Here is a 23858-nt window from a genome sequence, read left to right as displayed (position 1 = left end):
CGTCCGCACGGTCGTGGCACGACTATCTCCCGCGCCCGCCGACCCGCGCCTTGATCTTGGCAAACAGGAAGGCGAAATTTACTGCCCACGCCGCAAACGCGACGATGACGACCGACCATATCAAGGCCGGGCTCAATCGGGATGCGCCATCAAGCTTGGAAAATGCCAGGGCGGCGACAGCGGGCAGCAGAAAGATGTTAGGCACGATCAAGGCATAAGACATGCTTCTGCCGATCAACATCACCCTCTTACTGAACCGGGGCCGTGGATATAGCGAAACCGGCAGTGTCTTGATGAGCCTGTTGTGCCGAACATGAAAGGAAGCGGCCGCCACTGCTGCAAGCAGCATCGCCGTCCAGCGATACCCCGCGGTGAACGCAGGAGAGATGCCAAAGGCCGAAGCCGCAAATAACTCCACGTACAAACGCCGGATGGAACGCATGGCGGCCTCGTCCACGTGGTATCCGAGCGCATGACCATCCCGTCTACCGTAATAGTAGATAGTCGTGCCGTCTTCCTTGGTCTCGAACAAGCCGGTGTATGTAAAACCCGAACGCATCACTATCTCCGAAAACCGTGCATCCCAAGTGTCTTCGCTTAACCGAAGAACAGGTTGCCACTGTCGAGATAGGGGTAATTGGTTCCAACCACCCCAGGTATCATCCATCCGTATGGAGTGGAAGGATCGGCGTAATTCGTATACTCAATGAAGAGATCCGCGGTTCCGTCGCCGGTCCTGTCTCCCTCCAATCGTACGGTGGATGCCCACCACCAACCGCTATCATCATGGTGAGTAACGGGCCACTCATGTCCGTGATGATCCTCGGTCACATATCGAAGCTCTCCAGCATGCCCGGTGAACTTGCTTGTTCCGATGAACCGCAGGGCCTGATGTCCCTCGGTATTCAGGTCGCCATCCAGATTTGAAAAGTCCAGCACGTCCGGTTCGATCCGCAGCCCCCCGACTCCCCCCAGATAAGCAGGGTGGTAGTACTTGAGGCTGAAGTCCCGCGCTTCGCGAACCGTGGTCAGTCCATGGATGAACTTCGTCGTGATTTCCCCCGTGCCGGGATCCGCGAAATCGCCATCGTTGAAGACGATGCGATTGCCGCCACCGTGCACGACGAAGGTGTCGTTGCCGCCACGGCCAGTGAACGTCATTCCCCCGAGCACGTCGCCGATAAAAGTGTCGTCATAGTCGCTGCCGATGACATAGTCGATATTGCGGAATTCTCCACCGCACCAAGGACCGATAGAGCCAGATTTCAATCCCACCAGGGCGTACCCACGAAGTTTCACCAGGGCGTTATCGTGGGTGAGGAAATAGTGATTGATTTCGTAGTCCTTGAGTCCAAAGGCGCTGGCCCGATCCGCAATCCACTTGTCCATGCGATCGTTGCCATACACGGCGATGTCGACGCCCCATTTGTTCAAGGAGAAGTCGAGGACGTTGTAGCCATCCGGATTGCCGACAACTTTGTTGGACCAGTCATAGTCGTCTCCAGGCATGAACCAGTTGACTGCATTGCCCCCCACCATTTCACTCGGCGTCTCGTCGCCGATGAACAGGTAGGACTTCCCCTCCTCCCCCACGAATGACTTCACGCCATTCTCCGGCTCGATGTCGGCATAGTGCACAATCTCTGGCGGCGTCCGCAGTACTGGACCATTACCGTTGGCCTCAATACCTGGGTCATTGCCACTCACGATCCTGTCTGCGACGTCCGCAAGAATTGCGGGCAGGATCACCGCAGCATCTGGATAGTCATCCGGATGCGCGCCTATTTCCTTCATAGCCAAATAAAGCTGGTAATCGGAAAAAATCGTAACGCCATCATTGAAGGGCGGTACCTCGCCTTGCGCCGGCGAGCCAGCCTCAACGTTTGCTGGAGGCGCCTGATGATCGCCTTCATCAGGTGATGGCGTTGTCGCCGTGGGGGTTTCCCCTGCGGCCGATATATGCTTTTCGGCACCAGCAAGGGCATCGTTGATGAGCTTGGCGGCCTCCCCTTTCAGTCCAAGCGTATCCAACAGCGTCGAAACGCCGATGTTGATGGCAATGGTCGCAACGGCGGCGGGCCCCTCGATAGCAATGAGCGCACCGGCCAATCCGGCCAGCGCACCGGCGATCATCGCGCTGACCGCTACGGATGCCACCTCCGAGCCCACTGCAACTTTGGGATCCGTGCCAGAGGCGATATCTTTTTGGATTGCGCTCCAACTGAAGACGCTCTGCATAAAGTAAGCATGGGTACGCGCCATCGCCTTGAGAATCTTGAAGGAGGACTCGTCCAGACTGCTTTTCAGCAAGTCTTGCATGTACCCCAACACTTTTCCCGTCTCCGGAATCAGCGCATTGACCAACGGCTCGACCATCCCGCGCGTCGTCTTCGGATCGTGGTAATACCTGGATTCCTCGCTGTAGTGCGAAAAGTAATACGCTTCCTTTTGGTTGAGAATCTGCGCGATGTACCAAGCGGGAACGATCCGTGGCGTCGAGAAGTAGGACCATCCGATACCGTCCCAGAGGCCTGATCCCAGCCCGCCGCCCCCCAAACCTGACGGCTCCGGAGGCCAACTTCCATAAACGGTGATGCTGCCAAGCGTGGGCGTAGCCATGATGCGGCTCCTGATCGCAGATCAATCAATAGCCACCCACCACCACGCAGGCGACCGTCTATAGACATAAACGGTTGAGCCGCGATTTACAGTAAAAAAAAGCCGCAATTCAGACCAGTTCTCCGGCACCGGCCCGCGTCCCGCGATTCGAAGCATGTCGCCGCCCTCGCGGCGACGGCGTCAAGCGCCCTACTCCACCCAGGGCGTGCTCGCCCAGATCTGCCGCAGCCGCCCATCATCCTGCTTCAGGCGTTCCTGCCACTGCGGCCCATCGAGATAATCCATCTCGGTGAACTGCTGCTTCATCTGCGCCTGGAATTCCGGATTGGCGGCGACCTTGCCCAAGGCCTGGCGCAACTTCTCGGCGACATCCGCCGGCAAGCCCTTGGGCGCGACAATGCCGCGCTCGGAGGCGAACACCAGGTTTACGCCCAGCTCCTTGAAGGTCGGCACATCCGGTCCCAGCGGCGAACGCGTCTCGCTGGCCTGCGCCAGCACGCGCATGTTCTTGCCGTGATAGGGCATGACTTCGCCCAGGTTCAGGCCGCCGATCACGGTATGCCCGCCCAGCACCGAACTGCGCAGCGGCCCCGCGCCGTTGTAGGGCACGTGGTTGAGCTTGGTACCGGTCAGGTTCTGGAACAGCACCAGCGCCAGATGGTCGTCGGTGCCCACGCCGGTCGAGCCGTAGCTGATCGCGCCCGGTTTCTCGCGCGCCGCCTTGATCAGGGCATCCAGCGTCTGGTACGGACTGTCGGCCGCGACGCTGAAAGCGCTGGGGTCGCGCACCAGATTGGCCAGGTACGTGAAGTCGGCGGTGGTGAAGCCGGCCTTGCGCTCGATCGGCAGCGACACCAGCCCGGGCATGTTGGTCATCGCCAGCGTATAGCCATCGGGCTTGGCGCGCGCCACGTACGACAGCGCGATGGCGCTGGACGCGCCCGGCTTGTTCTGCACCACGATGGTGGCGCCCAGCTCCTTTTCCAGGAACACGGCCAGCGAGCGCGCCGTCAGGTCGGTGCCGCCGCCGGGCGCGAAGCCCACCACCAGTTCGATGGGATGGTCGGGCCAGGCCCAGGCCGGCCACGCGGCGCACAGCGCGGCCACGGACAGCGCGGCGCGAGCGGCCGCCTTGCGTGTAAAGAACATGGTTGTCTCCTGTGTGGGTACTGCTGTTGTTATGCGTTGTGATGGGCCGGGCATGCCGGCCAGTCACGCGGGACGGCTGCGACGGCCGCCCCGGGTCAAACTGTTCCCTAGCCGCCCTGGCCTCGTTCCTGCGCCTCGCGCCACGCCAGCAGGCGCGTCACGCCTTCGGCCATGCCCACTTGCGGCTGCCAGCCGATCTGTTGTCCCGCCAGATCGTGCGGGATGTGGAAAGCCCCGCCCGAGGTCAGGCGCACCGTGCCAGGCGGGTCCGGCCGGATCTCCGGCTCCAGCTCGCTCTTGCAGTAGTCCAGCACCAGCCGCACCAGTTCACCGGTGGTGATGGGCGCGGGGCCGGATACGTTCACGGCCACATCGGTGGCGTCGCTCTGGAACGCGGCGACATTGGCGCGCGCCACGTCCGACACATGCACGAAGTGCTTGGTATCGCTGCCGTCGCCGGGCAGCACGGGACGCTCGCCCTGGCGCACGCGGTCGTAGGTCTCCATGATGTACAGCGAATTGGCGGCGCGGTAGTGCTGGCGTTCGCCGTACACGGTGGAATAGCGCAGCACCACGTAGTCCAGCCCGGCCTTCTGGTGGTACTGGCGGCACAGCTGTTCGCCCATGATCTTGGAAGCGCCGTACAGGATCGCGGCGGGCGGCGCGCCGACAGAATGGAACGGGCCGTTCTCGGCCAGCGCGCCGGCAATGCCGCTGCCATAGCCGTAGACGGCGTTGGACGAGGCGAACACGAACTTCTTCACCTTGTTGGCGCGGCAGGCTTCCAGCATGTTCTGCGCGCCGCGGATGTTCACGTCCACCGCCTGCCAGGGCGTCTGCGCGAAACCCAGCGTCATGTAGGCGGCCAGGTGCAGCACGCCGTCCACGCCTTCGGTCGCGGCCAGCAGGTCGGGCAGGCGCATCAGGTCCCCGCGCACCACTTTCACGCGCGGATTGCCCTGCAGGTGGGCGATGGCCTCGGGCGTGCCAAACGCGAAGTTGTCCAGCAGGATCACTTCGCGCACGCCGGCGGCCAGCAGCGCGTCGGCGGTGTGCGAGCCCACCAGGCTGGCGGCGCCGGCGATCAGGATGCGGGCATCGGCCAGCGGCAGCGCCGCGCTTTTCTTGTCGGTCGTCATGTGATTCACAGTCCCATCGGTTGATTGTGCATGCCCCAGTACAGGCTCTTGACCTGGCTGTAGAGGCGCAGGCCATGCAGGCCCTTCTCGCGGCCGATGCCGCTGGCCTTGAAGCCGCCGAACGGCGTGGCGATGTGCGATTGCTTGTAGGTGTTGATCCAGACGGAGCCCGCCTCGATCTCGCGCGCCACGCGCCAGGCGCGGGCGTAGTCGCCGGTCCACATGCCCGCGGCCAGGCCGAAGGGCGTGTCGTTGGCCTGCTGGATCACGTCGTCCTCGTCGTCGAACGGCAGCGCCACCAGCACCGGCCCGAAGATCTCTTCCTGGCAGACGCGCGCGCCGTTGCCCAGGCCGTCAATCACGGTGGGCAGGTAGAACCAGCCGTTGGCCAGCTCGGCGCGGTCCGGCGCGGCGCCGCCGACCAGCACGCGGCCGCCCTCGGCCCGGCCGATGTCGACATAGCCGGCGACCTTGTCGCGATGCGCGCGCGACACCAGCGGCCCCATCTGCGTGGCCGGGTCATCGGGCAGCCCCACGCGCACCTGGCGCGTGCGCGCCACCAGCGCCTCCATGAAACGCCCATAGATCGATTTCTGCACGAACAGGCGCGAACCCGCCACGCAGCTCTGCCCGGCCGAGCCAAAGATGCCCGACACCACGCCGGCCACGGCGCGGTCCAGGTCGGCGTCGTCGAACACGATGTGCGGCGACTTGCCGCCCAGCTCCAGGCCGACGGGAATCAAGCGCTGGCCGGCAATGCCGCCGATGGCGCGGCCGGTCTCGGTGCCGCCGGTGAATGACACCATGCGCACGCCGGGATGCCTGACCAGCGCGGCGCCGACGTCTTCGCCGTGACCCGGCAACACCGTCAGCAGCCCTTCGGGCAAGCCGGCCTCGGCGCAGATGCGGGCCAGTTCCAGCGCCAGCTGCGGCGTCTCCTCGGACGGCTTGAGCAGCACCGCGTTGCCGGCCGCCAGCGCCGGCGCGGCCTTCTGCGCCTCGTTCATGATGGGCGAGTTCCAAGGCGTGATGGCCGCGATCACGCCGAACGGCTCGGCCAGCGCCATCGAGAAATACTCGCCGCGCGGCGAGGTCATCTCGTTCTGCCAGGTCTCGCACACCGCGGCGTAATAGCGGAAATGCCCGGCCGCGCTGTCGACCATGTTCAGGCATTCCTTCCACGGTTTGCCGCTGTCGATCATCTGCAGCCGCGCCAGCGGCTCGCGCTCGGCGGCCAGGCGCCGGCCGATCTCGTACAGCGTGGCGGCGCGCTGGTCGGGACGCAGCTTGCGCCACGGCTGGCGCTGGAACGCGTCCCAGGCGATGGCGACGGCGGCATCCACGTCGCGCGGCAAGGCGCGCGTGACGATGCCGGCAACGCTGCCGTCGGCGGGATTGATGGAGGTGATGACGGCGTCGCCGTCTTGGCTGTGGCGCCAGTCGGCGCCCAGCCGGAAGGGCTTGTGGCTCGATGCATTCATAACGTCGTGGAATCCGGAGACTGCGGTAGACGCATCATCGGCCGGCCGACTATTAGGAACAATTCGATATTTTTCTTATATTCTTAGCTCATGGCTATGAATATCAAGTACCGGCCGCTCAAGGCCTTCCTGCTGGCGGTCGACACCGGTTCGTTCACGCACGCCGCCAACCAACTGGGCGTGACGCAGCCCTCGTTCACCGCGCTGATCCAGGACCTGGAGGACGTGCTGGGCCTGCGCCTGTTCGAACGCACCACCCGCAGCATCAGCCTGACCTCGGCCGGACAGGATTTCCATGCCCGCGTGCAGCGGCCCATCGCCGACCTGGAGGAAGCCTATCGCGGCCTGGCCGACCTGGCGGCGGTGCGGCGCGGCAACGTCACCCTGGGCGCCCTGCCCTCGACCGCGCTGGCGCTGCTGCCCGTGGCGGTCGGCGCGCTACGCCAGCGCCATCCGGCCTTGAAGGTGCGCGTGGTCGAGGCGCACAACGACGAACTGGTGGCCATGCTGCGCACCAACCAGATCGAGTTCGCCGTCGGCGCGCTGGCCGAGCCGGCGCCGGACCTGTCTTTCACGCCTCTGGCCCAGGATTGCTTCTGCGCCATCTACCCCGCCGGCCATGCCCTGGGAAAAAAGCGCGGACCGCTGCATTGGCGCGACGTACTGCGCTATGACCTGATCCTGCTGTCGCAGGGCTCGAACGCGCGCCAGCAGTTCGACCGCGCGGTGCGTGAAGAGACCGGCGCGCCGGCCACCGCGCTGCGCTACGACGTGACCAACATGGGCACCGCCGCCGGCATGGTGCGCCAGGGCCTGGGCGTGAGCGTGCTGCCGCGCCTGGCGCTGCCGGAATTGAACCTGGCGGGGCTGCGCGCGGCGGCGCTGTGCGATGCCTCGGCTCGCCGCGCTATCGGCCTGCTGCACCGGCGCGACCGCTCGCTGTCGCCGGCCGCGCAGGCGCTGGCGGTGCAGTTGGAAACGGCCATGGACGAGATCGCCCGGCGGCTGCTGCCGCTGCCGCCACTGAAGTGACCCGGCCACGGCTTCCCTCCAAACGCCGACTCATCCCGCCGCGAACAGTGCGCCGATGCGCGCCACATCGTCGTCGCTCAACACCCCCGCCTGCCACCGCAGCGTTAGCCACGCCAGCAGGTTGTCGTAGCGCGCCCGGTCCAGGTCGCGCAGCGCCTCGAAACGCTGGCGTTCCGCATCCAGCACATCCAGGTTGGTGCGCTCGCCGCCCAGCACGCTTTGCCGCGTGGCCTGCACGCGCTGCGCGGCCGCCTCGGCGGCCTGCCGGTAGGCGCTGATGCGCTCACGGCTGCCGGCAAAGGTGTGGAACTGCCGCGCCAGGTCATTCAGCAGCGCCCATGTCGCGGCCTCGAGCTTGTGCTGCGCTTCTTCCTGCTCGGCCAGCGCCTGGCCGCTGGCCGCCGAGGTCCGCCCGCCGGAATACAGCGGAATGCTGACCTCGATGCCCACCGAACCGGTGTCATAGCGCTGGCCGATCTGGTTGTCGCCGTTGGAATTGGTCAACTGCTTGCGCGCCACCAGGCGCGCTGTCGGCAGATGCCCGGCGCGGGCAGCCTGATAGCGCTGGCGGCTGGCTTCCACCAGGTGGCGCTGGGCCAGCAGTTCCGGATTGCCGTCCAGCGCCAGTTGGCGCCATGCCGGCAAGTCACGCCCATCGACGGCCAGGGCGGCCAGGGCCGCCTCCCGCAAGGGCGCCAACGGGCTGTCGGCCAACGCCGGGCCGACGATCGCCCCCAGCGCATTGCGGGCGTCGCGCAACTGGTCCTGCGCCTCGATCTCCTGCGCCTGCACCACGTGGGCGCGGGCCTCGATCTCCAGTTGATCCGTGCGCGTGCCCTGCCCCGCCGCCACGAAGCGCGCGCTGCGGCGCGCGTCCTCCCGCAACGAACGGCCCTGTGACTGCGTCAACGCCAGGGCTTGCTGCGCATAGAGCACGGCGGTGTAGGCCTGCAATACCCGCACGGCCAGCGCCTGCCGCGCGCGCTCCAACGTCAATCCCCCCGCCTCGGCGCGTTCGCGTCCGGCGCGGTATTGCGCGAACGCCGCCGCGTCGAACAACGGCTGGCTCAGCGTGAAACCCGAGGCATAGCTGGCGTAGCGCGAGCGTTGCTCCAGCGCGCCCCACCGGGTCTGCTGGCGCGATGTCGTGTCGTTGCGGGCGCGGCTGTAGTGGTAACCCAGGTTCGGCAACAGGCCGCTGCGCCCCAGCGCCGCTTCCTCGGCGTCGGCCCGCTCGCGCGCCCGCGCCGCCTGCCAGGTGGGGTCGGACGCCAGCGCCATCGTGTACGCCTGCTGGAAATCCAGCGCCTGCGCCGCGCTCATCCCGGGCAGGAGCAGCGCCACCATCACGACCCAGGCCGCCGGCAACCGGTACTGGCAACGGCTCATGCGTCACCCCACGCCAGCCGCGCGCGGTCGAGCAGGGGCTTGAACAGGTAGTTCAACAGCGACCGCTCGCCCGTGCGCACGAACACCTCGACCGGCATGCCCGCGCGCAACGGCGCATCGCCAATGCGGCGCAACTGGCCCGGCGCCACGTCGGCGCGCAGGCGATAGTAGGGCCGGCCGTTATGTTCGTCCTCGAAGCGGTCCGCCGACACCAGCGTCACCGCGCCCTCCAGCCGCGGCGTGCTGCTGGCGTCGAAGGCGGTGAACATCAGCTCCACCGGCAGGCCCGCATGCACCTTGTCGATGGACTCCACCGGCAGGCGCCCCTCGACCACCAAGGGTTCGTCCTCGGGCACGATCTCCATCAGGCGCGAGCCCGGCTGCACCACGCCGCCGACGGTGTGCGTGGCCAGGGCCACCACGGTGCCGCTGGCCGGCGCGCGGATCTCGCTGTGCGCCAGGTCGAACTCCGCCGTCGCCAGCTTCTGCGTCAACTGTTCGCGCTGCACGCGCGTTTCCGCCAGGTCGGTGCGCACCTCGCGCTGGAACGCGTCGCGGCGCTGCTGGCCGCGCAGCGCCAGTTCCGCGATCTGCTGGCGGGTCTGGCCCAGGGCGCCCAGGTCCGCCGCCATGTCGCCGTCCAGTTGCGCGAGGCTGCGCTCCAGCTCCAGCACGCGATTGCGCGGCACGTAGCCTTCGCGCGCCAGATCGCGCAGGTTGCCCAGTTGTTCCCGCAACAACGTGCGTTGCGTGCGCTTGTGCGCCAACGTCGATTCCAGCCCGCCGGCCAGGGCCCGGCTGCCGGCCAGCGTCGCCTCGATGCCGGCCAGTTCCCCCGCCAGCGCCGCGCGGCGGCTGGCAAAGAGCTGGCGCTCCATCGCGTAGGCGGCCGCCGCTTCGGCATTCGCGTGCGTGTCGGGCGGCGCAAGATCATCCCGGCCATCGCGCTCGGCCAGCAAGCGCGCTTCGCGCGCGATGACGGCCGCCTGCTGCGCGCGCAGGCTCTGCGCCTCGCCACGCACCCGCGTATCGTCCAGCCGCACCAGCGTCTGACCGGCCCGGACCGGGTCGCCTTCGGCCACCAGCAGCGCGCTCACCACGCCGCCCTCGATACTGTCCACCGCGCGCCGCTCGCCCGTCACGACGACGATGCCGGGCATCGCCACGCCGTTGTCCAGCGGCGCCCACGCCGCCCAGGCCAGGAAGCCGCCAAAACCCACCGCCAGCACCCACCAGCCGAAACGGGCCGACCAGCCGCCCTGCTCGTCACCATCGACCGCGCCGGCATCATCCTTGTCCAGTTCGGGCCGCAACACCACCACACGATTGCCCTCGGCGCGCCCCGTCATGCCTTGCCTCCGAAGTAGTGTCCGGGAAAGGCGCCGCCCGCCAGGGGATACACCTGCGCCGCCGTTGCGGAAGGACGCGGCGGCGACGCGGCCCCGGTCGGACGCCCGCCCGCCGCGGCAGGCGCGGCGGACTGAGATGCCGCCCTGGCGTTCCCCCCGGCCGCGCCCTCCGGCGGCGGCCGCAGCACCTCATGGGTCGCCCCGAAGCGCTGCGCCTGGCCATCTCGCAGCAACAGCAGGTGGGTCGTCGCCGCCAGCACCTTGGGCCGGTGCGTCACCAGCACCACCGTCGCGCCCATCTCGCGCAGGCGGCCCAGCGCGTCGAGCAAGGCCTGCTCGCCGACATCATCCAGACTGGCGTTAGGCTCATCCAGCACCACCAGTCGCGGCGTCCCATACAACGCCCGCGCCAGCGCGATGCGCTGGCGTTGCCCGCCCGACAATCCCTGGCCGCCAGTGCCGAGCGGCGTGTCATAGCCGCGCGGCAGGGCCAGGATCATGTCGTGCGCGCCGGCCAGCCGGGCGGCATCGATCACCCGCCGGGCCAACACCTCGCCATCGCTGTCCGGCCCGGGAAAACGCGCGATGTTCTCGGCCACCGTCCCGGAGAACAACTCCACGTCCTGCGGCACATACCCCAGCCACTCGCCCAGCCGCGCGCGCTCCCATTGCCGCAGATCGGCGCCATCCAGCCGCGCCGTGCCCAGGCGGGCCGGCCACACGCCCGCCACCAATCGGGCCAAGGTCGATTTGCCCGCGCCCGACGGGCCGACCACGCCCAGCACCTGCCCCGGCTCCAGCGCGAACGACACATTCACCAGCGTCGGCTGCGCCGCGCCCGGCGGCGTCACCGTCACCCCTTCCAGCCGCAGCGCGCCCTTCGGCTCGGGCAACGTCAGGCCCGCGGCGTGCTTTGGATACGTCGCCAGCAGGTCCTGCAGGCGCCGCCACGCCAGGCGCGTGCCCGCCCATTGCCGCCACGCGCCGATCACCTGATCGATCGGACTGAGCACGCGTCCCATCAGGATCGACCCCGCGATCATCATGCCGGCGCTGACATGGCTCTGCAGCACCAGCCACGCCCCCAGGCCCAGCACCAGCGATTGCAACGCCATCCGCACCGTCTTCGACAGGCTCGCGATCATCGCTGAACGCTGGCTGGCCATGCCCTGACGCCGCACATAGCCCACATGCAGCCGCTGCCAGCGCGCCCGCAACCGATCCAGCATGCCCATGGCCTGGATGGCCTCGGCGTTGCGCAGCTGTCCTTCGGCCTCGACCCCCGCTCGCACCGACAGCCCGCCCGCCTCGGCCAGCAGCTTGCGCGACACCTGCTCGTTGAGCCAGGCCAGCGCCACCAGCACCACCGCGCCCGCCAACGCCAGCGTTCCCACCCACGGATGGAACAGGAACATCACCAGCAGGAACAACGGAAACCACGGCGCATCGAAGAACGCGAACACCGCGCTGCCCGTCAGGAACTGGCGCAAGGTATTCAGGTCATTGACCGCCTGGGAGGCATTGGCCGGCACGCCCGCCAGGCCGCGCTCGAACGCCGCCCCGTGCACACGCCCCGCCAACGCCGCGTCAAAGCGCGCGCCGATCTGGATGATGACCACGCTGCGCGCGTAATCCAGCGCCCCCATCAGCGCCAGCAGGCCGACGATCATCAGGCTCAGCATGACCAGCGTGAAGACGTTGCCGGACGCCAGCACGCGGTCATAGACCTGCAGCATGTACAGCGACGGCGCCAGCATCAGCAGGTTGGCGGCAACGCTGAAGGCCGCCACGCTGTACCAGCCCGTGCGAAAGCGCGCCAGGAGCGATTTGATCTCTAGGGCGTCCCCGTCCTGTGCCGCGCCCGCGCGCGTCTGGGTTTGCTGCATCGGTTTTCCTTGTCCGGATGACTGCCGGAACACGCAGAATGAAGAAACAAAAAGACGGTCGCGGCAGGGGATAGGCCCGCCGCGACCGCAGCCCACGCGCCCGAGACAGCGCGGGAAAAATCGCGGATGGGCTACGCCGCCAGGGCCAGGTCGGTCTCGGTGGCGAAGTTGTGGCCGACGAGGTCGGCGATGGACATGCTGATGTCCATGTCGTTCTGCGCCAGGGCGCCGAACAGACCGCCATGGGACATGACACCGGCCTTGGCATCGTCCAAGCCATCGACATGGCCGTTCATCAGTCCCCATACGATGTCGTGCACATCGTTGGCACGGCCGTCCGAAACATCACCATAGACCGGCAGGTCGAACGTAAACGTGATGAGCGGATCGACTGCATGCCCGGTCTGATCCACCCCACCGCTCAAGGTAATGGAGTCCAGTACGCCCCAGACGGTGTGGGGCGTCGCGCCTTCGACCTTGGGGCCACTGTACGGCGGGAAGTAGTAGTTCAGCTCACCCGAGGCAACGAAGGCATAGTGGGCAACGTTTTTGCTGGCATAGCCATAGTCGGTGCCGCTGAAGGGGCCGCCACCGAAGAAGCCTCCAAAGTTCTTGCCGACGGTGTGTTCACCGGCGACGCCGTCGTTCTCGAAGACCATCAACATGGATTCCAACGAATCCTCCATCGAGACGCCTTGAGGAAGGTGACTTTCGTCGATAAAGCTGATCGATACAGACATTTTCATGCTCCATTAACTACGGATTCAGTCGAGTAACCCCGACTCCCTTGGCGCCGCGTCACGCAGGCGCCAAGCATGCGAACCATTCGCATGTTCTTTCGAAGAACCGCCATACGCCGGTCCTGGTCAATGCTTGCCCTAGAAGCGCACCTCCATGCCCAACGTGACGGTGCGCCCGGGCGCGAACGTGCGCGCCAGCGCGTCGGAATAGCCTTCCACGTACATGCGATTGGTGATGTTCTCGACCGCCGCCATAAACTTGACGTTGTCATTGGCCTGATAACTGGCATACCAGTCCCAGGTGGTGTACTTGAACCAGACCTGCGCGCCGCCAGTGTCGCGGTTGTACCAACCCTCGCCGCTGTAGTTGAGGCGCACACCCGTATCCAGCTTGCGCTCCAACAGGCGCGCGCCAATCAACACCATGCCCTTATCGACCGGCTTGGCGATGGCGCTGTTGAAAACGAAATTGCCGCATGAGGTCCAGGCATCGGCCCAGGCCTGCCAGGAGTCGTACCCCGCCTCAAGCGCTTCATCGTGCGGCTTCGGATAGCTGCCATCCGACTTGGGCACGTCATACTTGTTTGGCCCTGATCCCAGCGGATACACGTTTTCGCAGAACTTGTTCGGTCTCCCGAGGTAATGCGTGTAACTCACGGCGCCATAGACAAAACCGGCGTCATAGCGCCCTTCCAATTCGAGACCGCGAAACCGGGTGCGAGTGAGGTTGTTGGTAAAGAAGGTCGTGCCCAGTAGCGGGAAGTAGGTCCCCGGGCTGGTCTCGCTTCCCGGCAGCAGACCCATCATCGAGGAAAACAGATAGTTGTCCGCCCGCGTGTCGAAATAACCGGCCTTGAGCGACAGATCGTCGCCCTGCGCCACGACGTCCTTGAAGATGGCATTGACGCCCACTTCCCAGGTTTGCGCGGTCTCAGGTTTCAGGAAGGGGTTGGGTACGATCGTTTCGAAGCCTTCCGTGGGATGACCGCCGGCCATCATCAGTTCATTGATGGCTGGCGGACGCCACGACTTGCCCCAACTGCCATACAACTCCAGCCAGCGGGCGGGGCGGATGGCGGCGGACAGCGACGGCAGCAGCTTGCCGCCGCTGCGGTCGACGTCGTACTCGTACGTGGTGGGCTGATCGTCCCACCAAACGTCTATAAATTGATCCTCAAACTTTCTGCGCGAGAGGTTAATGGGTCTCCGAGTCGGTACTTTGCTGTACATGATCTCGCCCGTGTTCGGGTCACGCCTAAGGGGGTATATAAATCGGCCTGGCTTCTTTGGGTCCGGCACACGGTCGTGCAGAGCTTTGTAGTAGCTATAAGCAGGATTGGAATCCCACCATGCTTTCAAGGCTGCCAGGTCACCGCTTCTCGCCATGCGGCAGCCTTCCCCATAAACCTCAGCCTTGTCCACCTCACCAGGGAGATTGTGCGTATAGCTGCAAAGGTTTTTTTCGGCCGTCCTCAACGAAGTTTGGTGATACGGCGCGGTTCCAGGCATATGTGTCTTGCCTTTGACCCAGTAGCGTTCATAGCGCAAACCCGCTGAGACCGTATAGAAATCGTCTTCCAGCTTCAAATTGGCGAAGATGCTTCCCATGTTGCGGCGTCCTCTCGGGTTGAGAGAGTCCTTACCATCCGCGCCAAAAGGCCTGACTTCACGCCCCTGGTTATTCCAGCGTTGGCTCGAAGTTGCACTATCAGAGAAATACTCGATACCGTAGTGGGCACTGAGCAGCGAGTTCGTACCCAGCAGGAAGCGCGAGGTATTGTCCACCTGCACGCCATGGGTCCGGGTGCGCAAGCGGGTTTCCTTACCGACGCCGTAGTGGCTGCAAATGTCCGTCGTATAGTCGGAGACGTACCCCCCATTATCGGTTTCACATTTGCCGGTGCCGTCGGACTTCCAGTGCTCGAAATGAATGGCCTCTCGAATCGCCACAGGATCGGTTATCCAAGAGCCTCCTCCCGGAGTTAAGACTTTCGGATAATTCGGTTCCGTGTAGTTGCTGACACGGGTATCGACGGCATAGAGCTTCACGTTCAAGTCTAGCCACGGGTTGTCCGCCGGCTTGAGCTTGTAGTCCAGCGCGAAGCTGTCGGACTGCGCCTTGGACGCTCCCAGCGTTCGCCAGGGGGAGCCGCTGTTATCTGGACTCGCCAGCACGGATTCCGCAGTGTACGAATAGTTCACCCGCGTGCCGACATAACTCAATTGCAGGGACGATGCATCATTCAACTTCCAGCGCGCCTTGAACAGGCTGGAATCCTGCTCCTGAGCGGCGAATTTCACATCGTTGAATTCCACCTTGCTGCGCCGGCCGTCGCTGTCACGCACCACTTCCTTGTTCCAGTCGGATTGCCCGCCCCGCAACCCAAACCGATAATCCCCGATAGATCGCCGCGACACCGCCGCCATCACTTCCAGGTTCTCACCCGCGCGCGCCGCGCCCGCCGCGCTGCCGATGAAATTGGTACCGTTCCCCTGATAGCCCATCCCGGACGTGCCCCGCAGCTTCAAGCCGATATCCCTGCCCTCGCGCAGCACATCCCCAAAATCCAGCGTGCGGAAATCCACGCTCCCCGCCATCGCGCCGGTGCCATGCACCCCATGCACCACGCCTCGCTCCACCACGGCCTCGGACAGGAGTTCCGAATCGACATACATTTCTCCATTGCGTTGCATGTGCCCGTTCTGTACGAAATCCTGGCGCATGCCGTCGATCATCATGTTGACGCGGCCGAAGTCCTGCATGCCACGGATGTTGATCGACAGGCCGGGGTTCTGGCGGTTGACGGCGCTGGCGACGCCGGGGGTGTCCTGGATGAGTTCGGCGGCGTGGCGGACCGGCACTCGGTCCATTTCTTCACGCGTGATGATGCTGACGGCGCGAGGGGATTGATAGACGCGCTCGTTGACATCGTTGCCGCGAACCACAACGGGCGCCATCGAGTACACCCGCGCACGCGCGCCGGGACCGTTGTCGACCAGTTGCACATTCGGACGGACAGCGCCCGCGGTCCGGCGATAGCGGTAGCCGATGGGACTGTTTCCCAACAACCTGGTCAGGCCGGTCTCGATGTTGAAGCTGCCCTTCAGCGCGACACTGGTATAGGCCGAGAGATCGACGTCGTTCATGTACAGGTCAACGCCGGACTGGCGCGCGAATGCCAGTACGGCCTGCGCCATCGCTTGCGCCGGGATGTCGAAGACAAACGTCCGCTGACGCTCATCGTCCTTCCGATCAGCAGGCGCCGAGATGCCTGAGGCACGCTCCTGCGTTTGCGCGACTGACACGCAAGGTAGGACTAATGCGCCTGCGGCCAGCATGCGACCCGCAGCACGGAACTTCACCTGTCTTCTCTTCACTTTCGTCTCTGGTTGCCACCGATGCAAACGCGCATCATTACCATTAACGGTTGAGAATCGAACTACAGTAAAAAAAGTTCGGAAAAGACAGTCGCCAGAGGGAGAGCGGCGCGGAGGCGTCCTGACTTCGTCTTACTCAGGGCCGAGCATCCGAGCCAAGCGTATCTCGCGGCGGCCGGTGATTACCCGGCCAGTTTTTCCGCCGCGGCCTGCAGCCCGCCGAGAATGCTGTCCGCGAGCGCTTCGGGGAATCCGGTTGGAATCAGTTCGCTGACGGTGTGTATCACCTGCTCGGTCCGGGCGACCAGGTCGTCGATCACGAAACGCGCGTCGCGCCCGTCCGGCGTGACGACGCCATGCTCGGCGCCCAGCGCCAGCCAGTGTCTGCGTTGAATGTCCTGCATCTTCCAGTGCGGATTCCTGGTGCGCACGGCCATGGCCATTCTTGCCTTGAACGGCGACAGCTGATTCGCGCGCGCTCCCATGACCGGGTAGGCGGACAGCACATCGTAGAGCGGCGCAAGCTCGTAGGCGCCGCCCGGGCGCAGGAAGATGCTGAAATTCTTGGCGTGCCCATCCGTGGCGCGCAGCATCCAGAAGATAACCTGTGCCTGAAAGAAGATCCGCCGATCACGGTCAGGGTCCAGGGACGTGGACAGCAGCCTCATGATGGGCCCCATGCCCGGCCCGCCATCCGCCTCGTATTTAAGATGCGGCGGTGTGCCCGTCGCCTGGCACATGTCTTCCTGCGGCAGCCGCAGCAGCCAAGGTTGCCCCGTCGACCGACGGGCCCAGCGCCGGTCGAAGCGCTCGACGGCCAGCACTTTCATGTCCTCGAACAACAGCGGTTGCGTGCGGGCCACCGGCAGGCCGTAGGCGCGCAGGATCTCCGAGCATAACCATTCGTTCTCGACCGACTCGCTCATGTCGTACTGAAGATTGCCGACCCGGCCCAAGGGCATTTTGAGGATGTGCGAGGTCGGGGTCGCGCCATGTGGCAGACACCATCGACCATCGAACCATAGCAAAGCCGTCTTTTCCTGGGCGCCCGCGATGGAAATGCGGAAATCGTCGATATCGGCGGCGCCGGCGCCGCCGAAGGGCGTCGGCGCAAGGGTGTTGCGCAGTACCTGTGCCACTTCGGCCTCGCTAAGCAGCGTCGCACTCAGTTCGCGCGCGTCCTGGGGCGGAGCGGCATCAGGCAGCACCTGCAATGCGCCCGCGCAATCGCGGCCCACTTCGGCAAGCAGCGTGAATGCATCGGTTGCGGTCGCATGGAATCGCCGCGCGACACGCTCACGGATTTGCCGGCTGTCGGGCAGCAGGTTCTCGAAGTAGGTGCGAACCGCATCCCCTCGATGCGGCGGGTTGCCCGGCGTGAAGGGAAGCGACAGCGATAGCGGCCTGCCCTGATCGGCGCTGACCCAGGCGTCGGCATATTGCAGGATGTCGCCGGCGCGGGGCTGCACGCTCCAGGTGCCGACCATGACGCCGTTCATCCAGAGGTGCAGGGACTGTATGTGCGAACGACGCCCCATGGCTCACCATTCCTGATCGGACACCTGCCGGCTTGCCAGCGGTTCCTCGGGTTCGCGCAGCACCAGTTCCACGCCCAGGATGCTCAAGAATTGCAGGAGCCGATCCGCACCGACCTTTTCCGCATTGCGCTCCAAGGCGGAAAGGGTCTGTTGCGTGATACCCAGCCGCAAAGCAGCGGCGGCCTGGGTCAGCCCGGCCTTTTTTCGGAATGCCTGAAGCAATGCCGGCAATTGCTCCGCGGTGCGTACGGTGTAGTCGGCCATACACGTCTCACGCTGTTTTTCAGGTTTACAAAGCATAGGCTGTAAATGGTTCATACACAATATAGGCTGTATTTCGCATATACAAATCATGATTTGTTTTTTGAATTTACAGCATCTGATTTGTATTTCGAAAATTCAGTACAGCACCGTCACCCCCGGCAACCGCAGCTGCGCAAGCTGCATCTCGCCACAGAGCGTGGCCAGTGCGCCGTCGAGGTTATCCAGATGGAACAGCGCGTTCACCGACCTGCGCGCCGCGGCGCGGTTCGCCAGGATCAGCCGGCCCGGTCGGAAATCGCCGATGCGCCGCAGGACCTGCTCCAGCGGTTCGCCTTCGAAGATGAGATAGCCGTCGGCCCAGGCGGCCCCGCGCGCGGGCGCGACGGCGCTGCGCGCAACGCCACCGGCATGGCTGAAAGTGGCGCTGTCGCCCGAGCCCAGTGTCAGGCTCGCCTCGCCTGACGAGGGCGGCCGGTCCAGCGCGAGGTCTACGCGATGCTGCAACACACCGACCCAGCCATGGCTGGCATCCTGGCGCCGCACGGCGTAGCGCGTGCCCAGCGCGGTCATGCTGGCGCCCGCGCTCGTCACCACGAAACGGCGCGGCTCGGCCGCTCCGGTGGGCGCTGGCGAAAACACCGCTTCGCCGCGCAGCAGGCGCACCCGGCGGGCCATGGCGTCGTATTCCACATCCAGCGCGCTGTTGCTGCCCAGCAGCACGAGGCTGCCGTCGGGCAACACGAAAGATCGGACTTCGCCGACGCCGCTGCGGTAGTCGGCCAACCAGGGCGCGACGATGTCCGGACCATTGACCGCGCCGGCCGCCACCAGCGCCAAGGCCGTCAGCGCCAGTGCGCGTCGCGATGGCAGCAGACGGCCGGCCCGCCGCCACGACGCGACACAGGCGCGCCAGGGATCGCGCCCAGACCGAGACGCCGGCTGCGCGCAGACCGCCGCGTCGCGGCAGGCGCCTGCCAGGGCCCAGACCATTTCGGCATCGGCCAGGGCCGGGCCATGGCGCGCGTCGCGCGCCAACCAACGATCGAGGCGGCGCTGTTCGGCCGGCGCGAGCGCGCCCGCCTCCAGGCGCACGGCCCACCGGCTGGCCTGGCGGCGCAGGCGCCGTTGGCGGCCGAAGCGGTTCAGCGGATACATGATGGGATCTTCATGAAAGGAATAAACGGCCCGGACGCGAAAGACAGTAAAAAAAGCGCCCAAAGCGCGTATTCATTGCGCGGGCTCATGGATCGTTCCCCAGGCGTTCGCGCATCAGTTCAAGCGCCATGGCCAGGTGCTTCTGCACCGAGCTGGGAGAGATGTCCAGATAGCGCGCGGCCTGCGCATGGCTCAGGCCCTCGACGCGGCAGAGCTTGAAGATCTGGCGCGTGCGTGGCGGCAGTTCAGCCAGGGTCGCGGTCAACCGCGCCAGTTGCCGGCGGACGTGCACGTGCACGTCGGGCGCGGTGCGCGGATCGCGCACGCCTTCCAGTACGTCATCCGACGCCATGTCGGTGCGGGATTGATGATGATTGCGGCGATGGTCGATGAGCAGGCGATTGGCGATGGCGTAGAGATAGGCCAGCGCGGTGTCGTCCAGCGGGACGTCTTCCTGGTGGGCAAGGAGGCGGGCGAAGCAGTCCTGCACCAGGTCGGCGCTGAGTTCGGCTTCGCCGGTCTTCAGGAACAGGTAACGACGCAGCCGCTCGGCATAGGCCGCATACAGGCGCTCGACATCAGGTTGGGGCGCCACGTGCTCGTCGCCGGAAATCTACTCAATCGTGATGAGCGTCAGGGATGGTTGAGCAAGAGACTAGCACCGATAGGGCGCCCTGCCGGTGGCGGCGGCATATGAATTGGTCGGAGATTTGACCTGGACCGGCGTAGCCGTCCGGCGCCCCGCGTCAGGGCCCCGGCGTCGCGCGCCATGCGCGGATCGCTCGCGGTATTTACCGATGTGTTGCCCTACTGGTCGGCGTCGCGCGGCTTGGCGGGACCGCCCTGCACCTTCCAGCCCAGTTCGGCCGAGATGCGCGCCGCCGCGTCGCGCACCACGGCGACCATGTCCTGCATGCGTTCCAGCGACATGTAGGGCACCGTGCTGGACACGCTGATGGCGGCGACGATGCCGCTGGAGGCGTCGCGCACCGGCGCGGCCACGCAGCGGATCGACGGTTCGTTGTCTTCCAGGTCGAAGGCGTAGCCGTGGGCGGCGTAGTCGCGCATGCGGTCGCGGAAGGCCTCCCAGGTCTGGCGGCCGCCAGGCGCGCGCGAGGACACCGGTGCGCCGACGCGATGCAGCGCCTTCCATTGCGGTTCGTCGGCATCGAGCAGCAGCGCCTTGCCGACGCCGGTGGCGGCCAAGGGCATGCGATGGCCGACGCGCGAGCGCATCTCCAATCCCTTCTTGCCGGGAATCTTTTCCAGGTACAGCACTTCGTCGTTGTCGCGCACGGCCAGGTGGATGGTGTCGCCGGTCTCGGCGGCGAGGCTGTCCAGATAGGGCCGCGCCAAGGTCGCCATGGGGAAGGCTTCGCGCGCCTGGAAGCCGAGTTCGATCAGTTTCGGGCCGAGCACGTAGCCGACGCCGGGCAGCGAGCGCAGGTAACGCTCCTGCACCAGGCAGCTGGCGAGCCGGTGCGTGGTGCTGCGCGCCACGCCGATATGGGCGCAGATGTCCTTGAGATCGCGCGCGCCCGCGGCGACGGCCTGGATCACGCCCAATCCGCGCATCAGGGTCTGCGTGCCGGCGGGGGCCGCGGCGTCGGGATCGTAGGCGGGGGAAGAATCGGACATGGAGGAACAGGTGCTGGAAATCGGGAACGGGGAACGGGAAGCGAGAGACGGGAAGCGAGAGACCAATCCCTGTATATGGGATTTAATTCTATATTTTGAGATTTTTCAAGCGCTGATCTAGAATTTTTCCCAACCCGCCCCCGCGCCGTCCTTGGCGCCGTCGCGGGCCTGACGACAACAAGGTCGACCAGCTCCTGCCGCGCGCGAACGCCTCCCCGCGCCCTCGCCCGCAGCGCGCCGCCGGCCCGAGACGAGACAGATTCTGATGACAACCGGATTGCCTGCCCGCGCGGCCCTGATAGCGCTGGATTGGGGCACCTCTTCGCTGCGCGCCTATCGCCTCGATGGCGCCGGCCGCACGCTGGATACCCGCCATCTGCCGTGGGGCATCATGCGCCTGCCGCAGCCCTTGCAGGACGGCGCCGCCACGCCCAGCGGCCAATCAGGCTTCGAACTGGCCTTCGAGCAGGCCTGCGGCGACTGGCTGCGGGCCGAGCCGCACCTGCCCGTGATCGCCTGCGGCATGGTCGGCAGCGCGCAGGGCTGGCAAGAGGCCGCCTACCTGGATGTGCCGGTCGACCTGGAACGCATCGGCACGCTGCTGACGCGCGTCGAGCGCAATGGCGCGACGCCGGTGCACATCGTGCCCGGCCTGATCCAGCGCCACGGCCTGCCCAATGTGATGCGCGGCGAAGAGACCCAGGTCTTCGGCGTGCTGTTCGACCAGGGCAACGATCCCGCCGACAGCGTGCTGATCGGCCTGCCGGGCACGCACTCCAAGTGGGTCAACGCGCGCCGCGGCCAGGTCACACATTTCGATACCTTCATGACCGGCGAGGTCTATGCCGCGCTGCGCGGCCACACCATCCTGGGCCGCACCATGGTCGAGGCGCCGACCTCCGACATGGCGGCGTTCGAGCGCGGCGTGAAAGTGGCTGGCGTGCCGGCCGGACGCGCCGGCGTGCTGTCGACGATCTTCAGCACCCGCGCGCTGGGGCTGACCGGCGAACTGGCCGGCGTGTCGCAGGCCGATTACCTGTCGGGCCTGCTGATCGGCCATGAAATCTGCGCGCTGGCCGACATGCTGCGGCTGCAGGGCGAACTGCCGCGCATCGTGCTGTGCGGCGACGACGCGCTGTGCCAGCGCTACATCGTGGCGCTGCGGCACTACGGCCTGGGCACGCCGCAACTGGCGCAACACGCCACCGAACGCGGCCTGTGGCACCTGGCGGTTTCCGCCGGACTGGTGCCCGCCCCCTCTTCTTCCGAGACCACATCATGACCCATACCGGACTGCAAACCGCCATGGCCCATTGCGGCCTGATCGCCATCCTGCGCGGCGTCACGCCCGCCGAGGCCGTGCCTGTCGCGCAAGCGCTGTACGAGGCGGGCTTTCGCCTGATCGAAGTGCCGCTGAATTCGCCGGATCCGCTGGCCAGCATCCGCGCCATGCGCGACGCGCTGCCGGCCGACTGCCTGGTGGGCGCCGGCACGGTGCTGAACCCCGATGACGTGGCGCGCATCAAGGACGCCGGCGGCGAGCTGATTGTCATGCCGCACAGCGACCTGGCCGTGGTGCGCGCGGCCAAGGCCGCGGGCCTGGCGTCGTGCCCCGGCGTGGCCACGCCGACCGAAGCCTTCGCCGCGCTGGCGGCCGGCGCCGACGTGCTCAAGATGTTCCCCGCCGAACAGCTCGGCCCGGCCGTGCTCAAGGCCTGGCGCGCGGTGATGCGCCCGCCGATCGCGCTGGTGCCGGTCGGCGGCATCACGCCCGACAACCTTTCCACCTACGCCCAGGCGGGCGCCAGCGGCTTCGGCCTGGGCTCCGCCTTGTACAAACCCGGCCTCACGGCCAACGAAGTCGGCCAGAACGCGCGCGCTTTCATCGCCGCCTGGCAACGCGCCTATCCCGCCCAGGAGACCCAAGCATGAAGATCACCAAGCTCACTACCTACATCGTGCCGCCGCGGTGGTGCTTCCTGAAGATCGAAACCGACGCCGGCATCGTCGGCTGGGGTGAACCGGTCGTCGAGGGCCGCGCCCACTCGGTGGCCGCCGCCGTCGAAGAACTGTCGGACTACCTGATCGGCAAGGACCCGCGCAACATCGAGGACCACTGGACCGTGCTGTACCGCGGCGGCTTCTACCGCGGCGGCGCCATCCACATGAGCGCGCTGGCCGGCATCGACCAGGCGCTGTGGGACATCAAGGGCAAGGACCTGGGCGTGCCCGTGTCGCAACTGCTGGGCGGCAACGTGCGCGACCGCATCCGCGTGTATTCGTGGATCGGCGGCGACCGGCCGGCCGACACCGCCGCGGCCGCCAAGGGCGCGGTCGAGCGCGGCTTCACCGCCGTCAAGATGAACGGCACCGAGGAACTGCAGTACATCGATTCGTTCGACAAGGTCGAGAAGTGCCTGGAGAACGTGGCCGCCGTGCGCGACGCGGTCGGCCCCAACGTCGGCATCGGCGTGGACTTCCACGGCCGCGTGCACAAGCCGATGGCCAAGGTGCTGATGAAGGAACTGGACCCGTTCAAGCTGATGTTCATCGAAGAGCCGGTGCTCAGCGAACACTACGAAGCGCTGAAGGAACTGGCGCCGCTGACGTCCACGCCGATCGCGCTGGGCGAGCGCCTGTTCTCGCGCTGGGACTTCAAGCGCGTGCTGGCCGACGGCTACGTCGACATCATCCAGCCGGATCCGTCGCACGCCGGCGGCATCACCGAGACGCGCAAGATCGCCGCCATGGCCGAGGCCTACGACGTGGCGCTGGCGCTGCACTGCCCGCTGGGCCCGATCGCGCTGGCCACCTGCCTGCAGATCGACGCCGGTTGCTACAACGCCTTCATCCAGGAACAGAGCCTGGGCATCCACTACAACGCCGCCAACGACCTGCTGGACTACGTCAGCAACCGCGAGGTGTTCGCCTACGAGAACGGCATGGTCGCGATTCCCCAGGGCCCCGGCCTGGGCATCGAGGTCAACGAGGAATACGTGAAAGAACGCGCGGCGGTGGGCCACCGCTGGCGCAACCCCATCTGGCGCCACGCCGACGGCAGCTTCGCCGAGTGGTAAGCCGGTAGAAAAAAGCGAAAGAGG

Annotated in this window: 19 protein-coding genes; 4 read left to right on the top strand and 15 right to left on the bottom strand. The window is 66.0% G+C overall.

Annotation, left to right across the window (positions count from 1 at the left end; all coding sequences use genetic code 11):
* Positions 1-22: 22 nt before the first annotated feature.
* The 5 genes from AOZ53_RS19465 to AOZ53_RS19445 all read right to left on the bottom strand — a co-directional run bounded on the left by AOZ53_RS19465 (position 23) and on the right by AOZ53_RS19445 (position 6388).
* Entirely contained in the window at positions 23-559 is a 537-nt protein-coding gene (locus AOZ53_RS19465; protein ID WP_054488981.1) for a hypothetical protein, read from the bottom strand.
* Positions 560-597: 38 nt separating this feature from the next.
* A complete protein-coding gene (locus tag AOZ53_RS19460; protein WP_156333442.1) occupies positions 598-2619 on the bottom strand; it encodes a hypothetical protein in 2022 nt (673 codons plus the stop codon).
* A 189-nt stretch (positions 2620-2808) separates the two neighbouring features.
* The gene (locus AOZ53_RS19455; RefSeq protein WP_054429121.1) at positions 2809-3768 is read right to left on the bottom strand and encodes a tripartite tricarboxylate transporter substrate binding protein; all 960 of its coding nucleotides are present in this window, start codon (positions 3766-3768) and stop codon (positions 2809-2811) included.
* Between the two features lie 107 nt (positions 3769-3875).
* Positions 3876-4907 carry an NAD-dependent epimerase/dehydratase family protein gene (locus tag AOZ53_RS19450; RefSeq protein WP_054488979.1) on the bottom strand — a complete coding sequence of 344 codons (1032 nt, stop codon included), beginning with the start codon at positions 4905-4907 and terminating at the stop codon, positions 3876-3878.
* A gap of 5 nt (positions 4908-4912) precedes the next feature.
* Complete coding sequence (locus AOZ53_RS19445) at positions 4913-6388, bottom strand: aldehyde dehydrogenase (RefSeq protein ID WP_054488977.1); 1476 nt, start codon at positions 6386-6388, stop codon at positions 4913-4915.
* A 96-nt stretch (positions 6389-6484) separates the two neighbouring features.
* On the opposite strand from AOZ53_RS19445, the gene AOZ53_RS19440 reads away from it, so the two are divergent.
* Positions 6485-7420, top strand: a complete 936-nt coding sequence (locus AOZ53_RS19440) for a LysR family transcriptional regulator (protein ID WP_082385687.1) — start codon at positions 6485-6487, stop codon at positions 7418-7420.
* Positions 7421-7450: 30 nt separating this feature from the next.
* On the opposite strand, the gene AOZ53_RS19435 is transcribed toward AOZ53_RS19440, so the two are convergent.
* The 10 genes from AOZ53_RS19435 to AOZ53_RS19390 form a co-directional block, all read right to left on the bottom strand.
* Positions 7451-8809 carry a TolC family outer membrane protein gene (locus AOZ53_RS19435; protein ID WP_054488975.1) on the bottom strand — a complete coding sequence of 453 codons (1359 nt, stop codon included), beginning with the start codon at positions 8807-8809 and terminating at the stop codon, positions 7451-7453.
* Positions 8806-10158: an HlyD family type I secretion periplasmic adaptor subunit gene (locus AOZ53_RS19430; protein WP_054488973.1), complete on the bottom strand. Its 1353-nt coding sequence runs from the start codon at positions 10156-10158 to the stop codon at positions 8806-8808. Before AOZ53_RS19430 ends, AOZ53_RS19435 begins: the two co-directional genes overlap by 4 nt.
* Positions 10155-12044: a type I secretion system permease/ATPase gene (locus tag AOZ53_RS19425; RefSeq protein WP_054488971.1), complete on the bottom strand. Its 1890-nt coding sequence runs from the start codon at positions 12042-12044 to the stop codon at positions 10155-10157. Before AOZ53_RS19425 ends, AOZ53_RS19430 begins: the two co-directional genes overlap by 4 nt.
* A 131-nt stretch (positions 12045-12175) precedes the next feature.
* Complete coding sequence (locus AOZ53_RS19420) at positions 12176-12784, bottom strand: heme acquisition protein HasA (RefSeq protein WP_054429128.1); 609 nt, start codon at positions 12782-12784, stop codon at positions 12176-12178.
* Between the two features lie 138 nt (positions 12785-12922).
* A complete protein-coding gene (locus AOZ53_RS19415; RefSeq protein WP_231690646.1) occupies positions 12923-16147 on the bottom strand; it encodes a TonB-dependent hemoglobin/transferrin/lactoferrin family receptor in 3225 nt (1074 codons plus the stop codon).
* Positions 16148-16344: 197 nt separating this feature from the next.
* Positions 16345-17700 (bottom strand): type II toxin-antitoxin system HipA family toxin, encoded by a 1356-nt coding sequence (locus AOZ53_RS19410; protein WP_054488967.1) that lies wholly within the window; start codon positions 17698-17700, stop codon positions 16345-16347.
* A 3-nt stretch (positions 17701-17703) separates the two neighbouring features.
* A complete protein-coding gene (locus tag AOZ53_RS19405; RefSeq protein ID WP_054488965.1) occupies positions 17704-17964 on the bottom strand; it encodes a helix-turn-helix domain-containing protein in 261 nt (86 codons plus the stop codon).
* A 135-nt stretch (positions 17965-18099) separates the two neighbouring features.
* Positions 18100-19119, bottom strand: a complete 1020-nt coding sequence (locus tag AOZ53_RS19400; protein ID WP_054488963.1) for a FecR family protein — start codon at positions 19117-19119, stop codon at positions 18100-18102.
* A gap of 85 nt (positions 19120-19204) precedes the next feature.
* Entirely contained in the window at positions 19205-19714 is a 510-nt protein-coding gene (locus tag AOZ53_RS19395) for an RNA polymerase sigma factor (protein WP_054429131.1), read from the bottom strand.
* A gap of 212 nt (positions 19715-19926) precedes the next feature.
* Positions 19927-20757 (bottom strand): IclR family transcriptional regulator, encoded by an 831-nt coding sequence (locus tag AOZ53_RS19390; RefSeq protein WP_054488961.1) that lies wholly within the window; start codon positions 20755-20757, stop codon positions 19927-19929.
* Between the two features lie 265 nt (positions 20758-21022).
* Here AOZ53_RS19390 and AOZ53_RS19385 point away from each other — a divergent pair, with 265 nt between their 5' ends.
* Genes AOZ53_RS19385 through dgoD form a run of 3 tightly spaced genes read left to right on the top strand, consistent with a single transcriptional unit; the run spans position 21023 to position 23834 of the window.
* A complete protein-coding gene (locus tag AOZ53_RS19385; RefSeq protein WP_054429133.1) occupies positions 21023-22039 on the top strand; it encodes a 2-dehydro-3-deoxygalactonokinase in 1017 nt (338 codons plus the stop codon).
* On the top strand, positions 22036-22689 hold the full coding sequence (locus AOZ53_RS19380; RefSeq protein WP_054488959.1) for a 2-dehydro-3-deoxy-6-phosphogalactonate aldolase: 654 nt from the start codon (positions 22036-22038) through the stop codon (positions 22687-22689). The genes AOZ53_RS19385 and AOZ53_RS19380 overlap by 4 nt, the downstream gene beginning before the upstream one ends.
* Positions 22686-23834 carry a galactonate dehydratase gene (gene dgoD, locus AOZ53_RS19375; RefSeq protein ID WP_006391563.1) on the top strand — a complete coding sequence of 383 codons (1149 nt, stop codon included), beginning with the start codon at positions 22686-22688 and terminating at the stop codon, positions 23832-23834. The genes AOZ53_RS19380 and dgoD overlap by 4 nt, the downstream gene beginning before the upstream one ends.
* Positions 23835-23858: the final 24 nt, after the last annotated feature.

The sequence above is a fragment of the Achromobacter sp. 2789STDY5608621 genome (genome assembly GCF_001299375.1).
In the GTDB taxonomy this organism is placed as follows: domain Bacteria; phylum Pseudomonadota; class Gammaproteobacteria; order Burkholderiales; family Burkholderiaceae_B; genus Achromobacter; species Achromobacter insuavis.
Note: the sequence above shows the minus strand (reverse complement) of the source record. Positions and strands in the feature narration are given on the sequence as shown.